Source organism: Variovorax sp. P4_D9 (assembly GCF_056401695.1).
This window is the reverse complement of record NZ_JBFUIU010000409.1, coordinates 1-8101: the sequence shown is the minus strand read 5'-3', so window position 1 is coordinate 8101 and position 8101 is coordinate 1. Positions and strand designations below refer to the sequence as shown.

At 66.8% G+C, this 8101-nt stretch carries 10 protein-coding genes; 6 read left to right on the top strand and 4 right to left on the bottom strand.

Annotated elements, in window-relative coordinates:
* From AC1DY5_RS33040 to AC1DY5_RS33025, 4 genes are all read right to left on the bottom strand, one after another.
* A partial coding sequence (locus AC1DY5_RS33040) for an aldehyde dehydrogenase family protein (protein ID WP_478118365.1) occupies nt 1-249 on the bottom strand: 249 nt, incomplete at its 3' end.
* 73 nt (nt 250-322) lie between these two features.
* Nucleotides 323-1234 (bottom strand): 5-dehydro-4-deoxyglucarate dehydratase, encoded by a 912-nt coding sequence (gene kdgD, locus AC1DY5_RS33035; RefSeq protein WP_478118364.1) that lies wholly within the window; start codon nt 1232-1234, stop codon nt 323-325.
* Nucleotides 1235-1281: 47 nt separating this feature from the next.
* The gene (locus tag AC1DY5_RS33030; RefSeq protein WP_478118362.1) at nt 1282-2256 is read right to left on the bottom strand and encodes a Bug family tripartite tricarboxylate transporter substrate binding protein; all 975 of its coding nucleotides are present in this window, start codon (nt 2254-2256) and stop codon (nt 1282-1284) included.
* Between the two features lie 104 nt (nt 2257-2360).
* Complete coding sequence (locus tag AC1DY5_RS33025) at nt 2361-3170, bottom strand: FadR/GntR family transcriptional regulator (protein WP_478118360.1); 810 nt, start codon at nt 3168-3170, stop codon at nt 2361-2363.
* A gap of 67 nt (nt 3171-3237) precedes the next feature.
* On the opposite strand from AC1DY5_RS33025, the gene AC1DY5_RS33020 reads away from it, so the two are divergent.
* From AC1DY5_RS33020 to AC1DY5_RS32995, 6 genes are all read left to right on the top strand, one after another.
* Nucleotides 3238-4071 carry an NAD-dependent epimerase/dehydratase family protein gene (locus AC1DY5_RS33020; RefSeq protein ID WP_478118358.1) on the top strand — a complete coding sequence of 278 codons (834 nt, stop codon included), beginning with the start codon at nt 3238-3240 and terminating at the stop codon, nt 4069-4071.
* 5 nt (nt 4072-4076) lie between these two features.
* Nucleotides 4077-4967: an SMP-30/gluconolactonase/LRE family protein gene (locus tag AC1DY5_RS33015; RefSeq protein ID WP_478118356.1), complete on the top strand. Its 891-nt coding sequence runs from the start codon at nt 4077-4079 to the stop codon at nt 4965-4967.
* A gap of 40 nt (nt 4968-5007) precedes the next feature.
* The gene (locus AC1DY5_RS33010; protein ID WP_478118354.1) at nt 5008-5979 is read left to right on the top strand and encodes a TRAP transporter substrate-binding protein; all 972 of its coding nucleotides are present in this window, start codon (nt 5008-5010) and stop codon (nt 5977-5979) included.
* Nucleotides 5980-6038: 59 nt separating this feature from the next.
* A complete protein-coding gene (locus AC1DY5_RS33005; protein ID WP_478118352.1) occupies nt 6039-6533 on the top strand; it encodes a TRAP transporter small permease in 495 nt (164 codons plus the stop codon).
* On the top strand, nt 6530-7825 hold the full coding sequence (locus AC1DY5_RS33000) for a TRAP transporter large permease (RefSeq protein WP_478118350.1): 1296 nt from the start codon (nt 6530-6532) through the stop codon (nt 7823-7825). The genes AC1DY5_RS33005 and AC1DY5_RS33000 overlap by 4 nt, the downstream gene beginning before the upstream one ends.
* A 12-nt stretch (nt 7826-7837) precedes the next feature.
* On the top strand, nt 7838-8101 hold a 264-nt coding region (locus AC1DY5_RS32995), incomplete at its 3' end, for a UxaA family hydrolase (protein ID WP_478118348.1).

The window sequence follows — 8101 nt, the reverse complement described above, 5'->3', positions numbered from 1 at the left end:
GCCGAGCTCTTCCTTGCGCGCCAGGATCTCGGCGCCGATCTTTTCCAGCGCCTCGGAGCGCGCCTGGATGCCGCCGGTGGACCAGGCCGGGAAGGCGGCGCTGGCGGCCGCGACCGCGGCGTCGACCTGGGCGGCGTCGCCCTGCGCGTACTGGCCCAGCACGTCGCCGAGGTTGCTCGGGTTGACGTTGGCGCTATAGCTGGCGGCGGCGCGCCATGCGCCGTTGATGAGGTTGTCGAAGTTCTGCATGGCAGGGAATCCTTGGGAATCGAGGTGTAGGGGGAGCAGCTTACTGCGTGCGGCGGACGCACCGCCTGGGGTCCTACTGCGGGCCGAGCTTGGCGATCAGCGCAGCCAGCGCCTCGTACTCGTCGGCCTTGAGCTCGGTCAGCGGCGTGCGCACCGGGCCCGCATCATGGCCGACGATCTTGGCGCCGGCCTTGACAATGCTCACCGCGTAGCCCTGGCCCTTGTTGCGGATATCGAGGTAGGGCATGAAGAAGTCCCTCAGCAGGCGGTGCTGCGTCGCGATGTCGTCCTTCGCCACGGCGTTGTAGAAGTCCATCGCGGTCTTCGGGATGAAGTTGAACACCGCCGACGAATACACCGGCGTGCCGAGCGCCTTGTAGGCAGCGGCATAGACCTCCGCCGTCGGCAGTCCGCCGAGGTAGGCGAAGCGGTCGCCCATGCGCAGGTGGATCGCACTCATGAGTTCGATGTCGCCGATGCCGTCCTTGAAGCCGACCAGGTTCGGGCAGCGCTCGGCCAGCTTCTCCAGCGTCGCGGGATAGAGCTTGCTCTGGCCGCGGTTGTAGACGATGACGCCGAACTTGACGCTCTTGCAGACCGCCTCGGCGTGCGCCGCCAGGCCTTCCTGGCCTGCTTCGGTGAGATAGTGCGGCAGCAGCAGAACCCCGTGCGCGCCGGCCTTCTCGGCCGCCTGGGCGCACTGGATCGCGAAGCGCGTGGGACCGCCGGCGCCGGCGATGATCGGCACCTTGCCGCGGCAGGTGTCGACTGCGGCCTGGATGATGCCTGGGTACTCGTCTCCGGTCAGCGAGAAGAATTCACCGGTGCCGCCGGCCGCGAACAACGCGCTGGCCCCATAGGGCGCCAGCCATTCCAGGCGCTTCTCGTAGCCCTTACGGTTGAAGTCGCCGTTGCCGTCGAAGTCGGTCAGCGGGAAGGACAGCAGGCCGGAGCCCATGATGGATTTGAGTTCTTGGGGATTCATGTGAAGAACGTTGCGGTGGTGGGGAAACGGGAGATTGAAGTGCCGGGCTAGTCCAGCTTGATTTGGGCGGCCGTCACGACCTTGCCCCAGCGGACGCGTTCCTTGTCGAAGAACTGGTCCTGCTCAGTGGGCGTCATGGTCACGACCTCGGCGCCCTGCCCGGCCAGCCGCGAGCGGATGTCGGGCGTGCGAATGATCGCGATCAGTTCCTTGTTGAGGCGCTGCACCAGCGCTTCCGGCGTGCCGCGCGGCACCAGGACGCCTTGCCAGGTGCCGGATTCGAAGCCGGACACGCCCTGCTCGGCGATCGTCGGCACATCGCCGATCAGCGGCATGCGCGTCGACTTGGACACGCCCAGCACCTTGAGCTTGCCGCTCTGCACGTGCGGCAGGGTCGCCAGCATGCCGTTCATCAGCACCTGGGTTTGGCCGGCCACCGTGTCCTGCACCGCCTGCACGCCGCCCTTGTAGGGCACATAGACCCAACGGGCGCCGCTCGCGCGCTCCAGCGCGACGCCGGCCAGGTGCGGCGCGCTGCCGGTGGCGGTGACGGCGAAATTGAGGTCGGACTTCTTCGACAGAGCGACCAGTTCCTTCAAGTTGTTGGCCGGCACCGACGGATGCACCACCAGCAAATGCGGCGAATAGGCCAGCATGGTCACGCCACGCAGGTCCTTGGCCGGGTCGAAGGACAGCTTGGTGTAGACGGAGGGGCTGATCGCCAGCGCGCCGACATCGCACAGCAGCAGCGTGTAGCCGTCGGGCTGGGCCTTGGCCACCAGGTCGGCGCCCAGGTTGCCATTGGCGCCGGCGCGGTTCTCGACAATCACCGATTGTTTCAGCGCCTCGGACAAGGGCTGGCTGATCGAACGCGCGATGATGTCGGACGACCCGCCGGGCGGGTACGGAACGACGATGCGAATCGGTTTCGAGGGCCAGGCGTCGGCGGCCTGGGCGGCACCGGCAGCCAGCAGGCCGCTGCCGAGCGCGCCGAGGACGAGATTGCGTCGGGTCAAGCTCATGGGTTGTCTCCTGATCGTTGAAAAATGCGCATCGCATGGTAGCGATGTCATCAGTCATCGTACAACTAGTTCGAAAAGTTGTCCAGCAAAGACCGACCCCTCCGTCAGGCAGCCGGCGGGCCTGCGGTCGCGCTCTTCTCAGCGTCGAGCCGGGCCGCCTCCTGGGCGATCCGAAGCCGTTCGCGGCTGTTGGTCAGGTGGATGCGCATGGCCGCGCGCGCCGACTCGGCATCGCGTCGCGCGATCGCCGCATAGATTTCCTCGTGCTCGCGGTTCACCCGGCTGAGGTACTCGCCGCGGCGGTCGTGGTTGCGGATCGCGGTGATCCGGGTGCGCGGAATGATCGTCGTGCCGAGATGGCTCATGATGTCGGCGAAGTACGGATTGCCGGTGGCTTGCGCGATCTGCAGGTGGAAGCGGAAATCGGGCGCCACGGTATCGCCCGCGACGGTCACGTTGTGCTCGAAATCGTCGAGCGCCTGCCGCATGGCGGCGAGCTGCTCCTCGGTACGGCGGGTCGCGGCAAGCCCGGCGGACTCGGTCTCCAGGCTGATGCGCAGTTCCAGCACGGCCAGCACGTCGACCGAGGTGGCGATGTCCGAGGCCTCGAGCCGGAACATGCCGGCGGCCCGCGGCTGCAGCACGAAGGTGCCGATGCCGTGGTGGGTTTCAACCAGCCCGCCGGCCTGCAGCTTGGAGAGCGCCTCCCGCACCACCGTCCGGCTCACGCCATAGGCTTGCATGATGGCCGATTCGGTCGGCAGCTTGTCGCCGGGGCGCAGCTGCTGGCTGCGGATTTTCTCGCCCAGGTCGTCGACCAAGCCATGCGCCAGGCCCCGCCCCCTGCGGCGCGGCGGGACGCCAGGCGCGGAGGGCTCGGTGCTTGCGGTTGACCCCGTTGACAGGTTCGACATGGCGTGATGATAATCGCCAGCACGTTGTACGACAACCGATAACTTACGACATCTGACAGAGACACGAATGAGCGCCGCTTCCGCCACTTCCTCCCCCGCGCCGCAAGTCGCCCGCCTCCTTCTCACCGGAGCCGCCGGCGGCCTGGGCAAGGTCCTCCGCGAACGCCTGCGTCCCTACGCGGCGGTGCTGCGGCTGTCCGACATCGCGGGCATGGCACCCGMCGAGGGTCCCCACGAGGAGGTCATGGCCTGCGACCTGTCCGACAAGAAGGCGGTCGACGCGCTGGTGGCCAGCTGCGACGCCATCGTGCACCTAGGCGGTGTCTCGGTCGAGCGGCCCTTCGAGGAAATCCTGGAAGCCAACATCAAGGGCGTGCTCCATATCTATGAAGCCGCCCGCCGGCACGGCGTCAAGCGGGTGGTGTTCGCCAGTTCCAACCACGTGATCGGCTTCTACAAGCAGACCGAGCACCTCGACGCCGGCGTCAAACGCCGGCCCGACGGCTACTACGGCCTGTCGAAATCCTTCGGCGAGGACGTGGCCCAGTTCTACTTCGACCGCTGGGGCATCGAGACCGTGAGCATCCGCATCGGCTCGTCGTTCCCCGAGCCGCTCAACCGCCGCATGATGAGCACCTGGCTCAGCTACCGCGATCTGACCACGCTGATCGAGAAATCGCTCTTCACACCTGACGTCAAGCACACGGTGGTCTATGGCATGTCGGCCAACCGCGATGTCTGGTGGGACAACGACGCCGCCGCGCACCTGGGCTTCGTGCCGCAGGACAGTTCGGAAGTCTTCCGGGCCAAGGTCGAGGCGCAGCCGCCGGTGCCGCCCAGCGATCCGAACGCGATCTACCAGGGCGGCGCCTTCACCGCCCAGGGCCCGTTCGGAGACTGAGCGCCGTGGCGAGCCAGGCCGAACTCGTGGTCGACGCGCGCTGCGGCACGGGCGAGAGCCCGGTGTGGTCCGTGGCGGAATCCGCCTTGTACTGGGTCGACATTCCGGGCCGAGCGCTGCACCGCTGGTCGGCCGCCGGCCACACGCAGTGGGCCAGCGACGAAATGCCGGCCTGCATCGCGCCACGCGCCGACCTCCCGGGCGCCTGGATCGCCGGCATGGAGAGCGGCCTGTTCTCGATCGTTCCGCAGGATGACGGCAGGCTGGCAGCCACCCGGCTCGCCGAGGTCGCCCACGCCCTGCCCGGCATGCGCTTCAACGACGGCCGCTGCGACCGCCAGGGCCGCTTCTGGACCGGGACGATGTTGATGGACATGGCCGCCGGCGCCCGCGTCGGCCGGGTCTATCGGTACGACAAGGGCAGCCCGGCGCCCTCGCTGCAGCTCGACGACCTGATCGTTCCCAACGGCCTGGCCTTCAGCCCCGATGGCCGCACCATGTACCTGTCGGACTCCCATCCGAGCGTCCAGACCATCTGGGCCTTCGACTACGACACCGCCACCGGCACGCCCTCGCGGCGCCGCGTCTTCGTCGACATGAACCCCCTGCCCGGCCGCCCCGACGGCGCCGCGGTCGACGCCGACGGCTGCTACTGGATCTGCGGCAACGACGCCGGCAAGGTGCACCGTTTCACGCCCGAGGGCCGGCTCGACCGCTCGCTCGACGTGCCGGTCAAGAAGCCGGCGATGTGCGCCTTCGGCGGGCCGAAGCTCGACACCCTGTTCGTCACTTCGATCCGCCCGGGCGGCGACCTGTCGGACCAGCCGCTGGCCGGCGGCGTGTTCGCGCTGCGGCCCGGCTACCAGGGCATCGCCGAGCCGGCCTTCCGCGCCTGATTTCAAAGTTTCACGACAACCACCAGCAAGAGGAAGACAAATGAAGTTCAACAAGCACGCACTCATCGTCGCCATCGCGGCCGGCATGACCGCGATGGCCGCACAGGCCACCGAGTTCCGGTCGGCCGACATCCATCCCGACGACTATCCCACCGTGACTGCGGTCAAGTTCATGGGCGAGCGGCTCAAGGAGCTCTCGGGCGGCAAAGACACCATCAAGGTCTTCAACAACAGCGCCCTGGGCAGCGAGAAGGACACCATCGAGCAGACCAAGATCGGCGCGCTGCAGATGGTGCGCGTGAACATCGCGCCGATGAACAACATCTGCCCCGAGACGCAGGTCCCGACCATGCCCTTCCTGTTCCGCTCGGTCGACCACCTGCACAAAGTGCTGGACGGCCCGATCGGCGAGGAGATCCTCAAGTCCTGCGAGAAGCAGGGCTTCATCGGCCTGGCCTACTACGACAGCGGCGCTCGCTCGATGTTCACCGCCAAGAAGCCGGTGCGCAGCTTCGCCGACATGAAGGGCCAGAAGGTCCGCGTGCAGCAGTCCGACCTGTGGGTCTCGATGCTCGAGGCCATGGGCGCCAACGCCACGCCGATGCCGATGGGCGAGGTCTACACCGGCCTCAAGACCGGCCTGATCGATGCCGCCGAGAACAACTACCCAACCTACGAGAGCTCGCGCGCCTTCGAGGTCGCCAAGTACTACACCAAGACCGAGCACTCGATGGCCCCCGAAGTGCTGCTGTTCTCCAAGCGCGCCTGGGACAAGCTGACGCCCCAGGAGCAGGGCTGGGTCCGCCAGGCCGCCAAGGAATCGGTGCCCTATATGCGCAAGCAGTGGGAAGAGCGCGAGGTGAAGTCGCTGGCGACCGTGAAGGCCGGCGGCGCCGAGATCATCGAGATCGACAAGGCCCCGTTCCAGGCCGCGATGAAGCCGGTGTACGACAAGTTCATTGTCGACGCCAAGCTCAAGGACCTCGTCAAACGCGTGCAGGACACGAAGTAATCGACTGCATCCGGCCGCCCTCCCCCGCCCATGGGAGGGCGTCGCCAACCCACATCATCATGTACACGAAAATCTGCCGCACGCTGGCTCGCGCCTGCATGTGGCTGGGCATCTTCGGCCTCGTCGCGGTGATCTGCGCCGTGAGCTGGCAGGTGTTCGGCCGTTACGTCCTCAACAACACCCCCACCTGGGCCGAGAGCCTGGCGCTGCTGCTGGTGCTCTACGTCACCATGCTCGGCGTCGCCGTCGGCGTGCGCGACGCGGGCCACATCGGGCTCGAATCCTTCCTGGTGCTGGCGCCCGACTGGCTGCGCCTCAAGATGGAATTCCTAATCCATTTCCTGATCCTGATCTTCGGCGTCGCGATGGCCTGGAACTGCGCCTCGCTGGCCGAATCGGTCTGGGACTACCGGCTGCCCACGCTGTGGATCTCCGAGGGATGGAAGTACGTGCCGGCCGCCTTGTCCGGCGTTCTCATCGTGATGTTCTCGATCGAACACATCATCGCATTGGCCCAAGGCCGCGAAGTCGAACCCGCCTGGGGCGCTGCATGACCATTCCTCTTCTTATCCTGTGCGTGAGCTTCACGCTGTTCCTGCTGCTGGGCGTTCCGGTGGCATTCTCGATCGGCGTGTCGGCGCTTTCGACCCTGCTCTATGAAGGCCTGCCGCTGGAAGTCGGCTTCCAGCAGATGACCTCGGGCATGGGCATCTTCTCGTTCCTGGCGATCCCGTTCTTCATCTTCGCCGGCGAGCTGATGCTGTACGGCGGCATCGCCGACCGCATCGTCAATCTGGCGCGCGACCTGGTGGGCCACGTGCGCGGTGGCCTCGGCATGTCGAACGTGGTGGCCTGCACCCTGTTCGGCGGCGTCTCGGGTTCGCCCGTGGCAGACGTCTCGGCGATGGGCGCCGTGATGATCCCGATGATGAAGAAGGAGGGCTATCACGCCGACTATGCAGTCAACGTGACGACCCACGCGGCCCTGGTCGGCGCCCTGATGCCGACCAGCCACAACCTGATCATCTATTCGCTCGCGGCCGGCGGCAAGGTCTCGATCGCGGCGCTGATCCTGGCGGCGCTGCTGCCGGCGGCGGTGCTGACCATCAGCAACCTCGCTGCGGCCTACCTGGTGGCGGTGAAGCGCGGCTATCCGGCCGGCAGCTTCCCGGGCTGGCAGATCGTCGGCCGCTCGTTCGCGGCCGCCCTGCCCGGCCTCTTCATCGTGGTGCTGATCCTCGGCGGCATCCTGTCGGGCGTGTTCACAGCGACCGAATCGGCCGCGGTGGCGGTGCTGTATGCGCTCGCGCTGACGATCTTCGTCTACCGCACGCTCAAGTGGGAGCACTTCGTCAAGGCGGCCTCGAAGGCGGTGCGCACCACCGGCGTGATCCTGCTGCTGATCGGCATCTCGAGCACCTTCGGCTACCTGATCAGCCTCTATGGGGTGGCCGAGCTCACCGGCCAGATGCTGTCGCAGGTCACGAGCACGCCCTGGGTGATCTTCCTGCTGATCAACGTCATCCTGTTCGTGCTGGGCACCTTCCTCGACATGGCGGCAACCATCCTTCTTTGCACGCCGATCTTCCTGCCGATCGCCCAGCAATACGGCATGACCTCGGTACAGTTCGGCATCGTGATGCTCATTAACTGCGCACTGGGCCTCAACACGCCGCCCGTCGGCACGACGCAGTTCGTCGGCTGTGCGATCGGCGGGGTCTCGGTCGGCACAGTGATGAAGACCATCTGGCCGTTTTACGGCGCGCTGATCTTCGCGCTCGGCGTCGTCACCTTCGTGCCGGCCTTCTCGACCTGGCTTCCCAGCATGTTCATGGTCGTCAAGTAAAGGAGTCCCGCGATGTCCGAAGCCGCCAAGGCGCCGCTCACCATCCGCATGCACGCGAACGACAACGTCGCGATCGTGGCCAACGACGGCGGGCTCGCGGCAGGCACGGTCTTTCCTTCGGGCCTCACGCTGCGCGAGAAGGTGCCGCAGGCGCACAAGGTGGCGCTGGTCGACATCCCCGAAGGCGGGGCGGTGCGCCGCTACGACGTCGCGATCGGCTACGCGCTCAAGGACATCCCGGCCGGCAGCTGGGTCCACGAGCGGCTCTTGAAGATG

What these genes read in the sequence shown, in the direction of transcription:
- AC1DY5_RS33025 (WP_478118360.1), bottom strand. Translation starts at nt 3,170, where the DNA reads ATGTCGAACCTGTCAACGGGGTCAACCGCAAGCACCGAGCCCTCCGCG.
- AC1DY5_RS33010 (WP_478118354.1), top strand. Translation starts at nt 5,008, where the DNA reads ATGAAGTTCAACAAGCACGCACTCATCGTCGCCATCGCGGCCGGCATG.
- AC1DY5_RS33005 (WP_478118352.1), top strand. Translation starts at nt 6,039, where the DNA reads ATGTACACGAAAATCTGCCGCACGCTGGCTCGCGCCTGCATGTGGCTG.
- kdgD (WP_478118364.1), bottom strand. Translation starts at nt 1,234, where the DNA reads ATGAATCCCCAAGAACTCAAATCCATCATGGGCTCCGGCCTGCTGTCC.
- AC1DY5_RS33000 (WP_478118350.1), top strand. Translation starts at nt 6,530, where the DNA reads ATGACCATTCCTCTTCTTATCCTGTGCGTGAGCTTCACGCTGTTCCTG.
- AC1DY5_RS33030 (WP_478118362.1), bottom strand. Translation starts at nt 2,256, where the DNA reads ATGAGCTTGACCCGACGCAATCTCGTCCTCGGCGCGCTCGGCAGCGGC.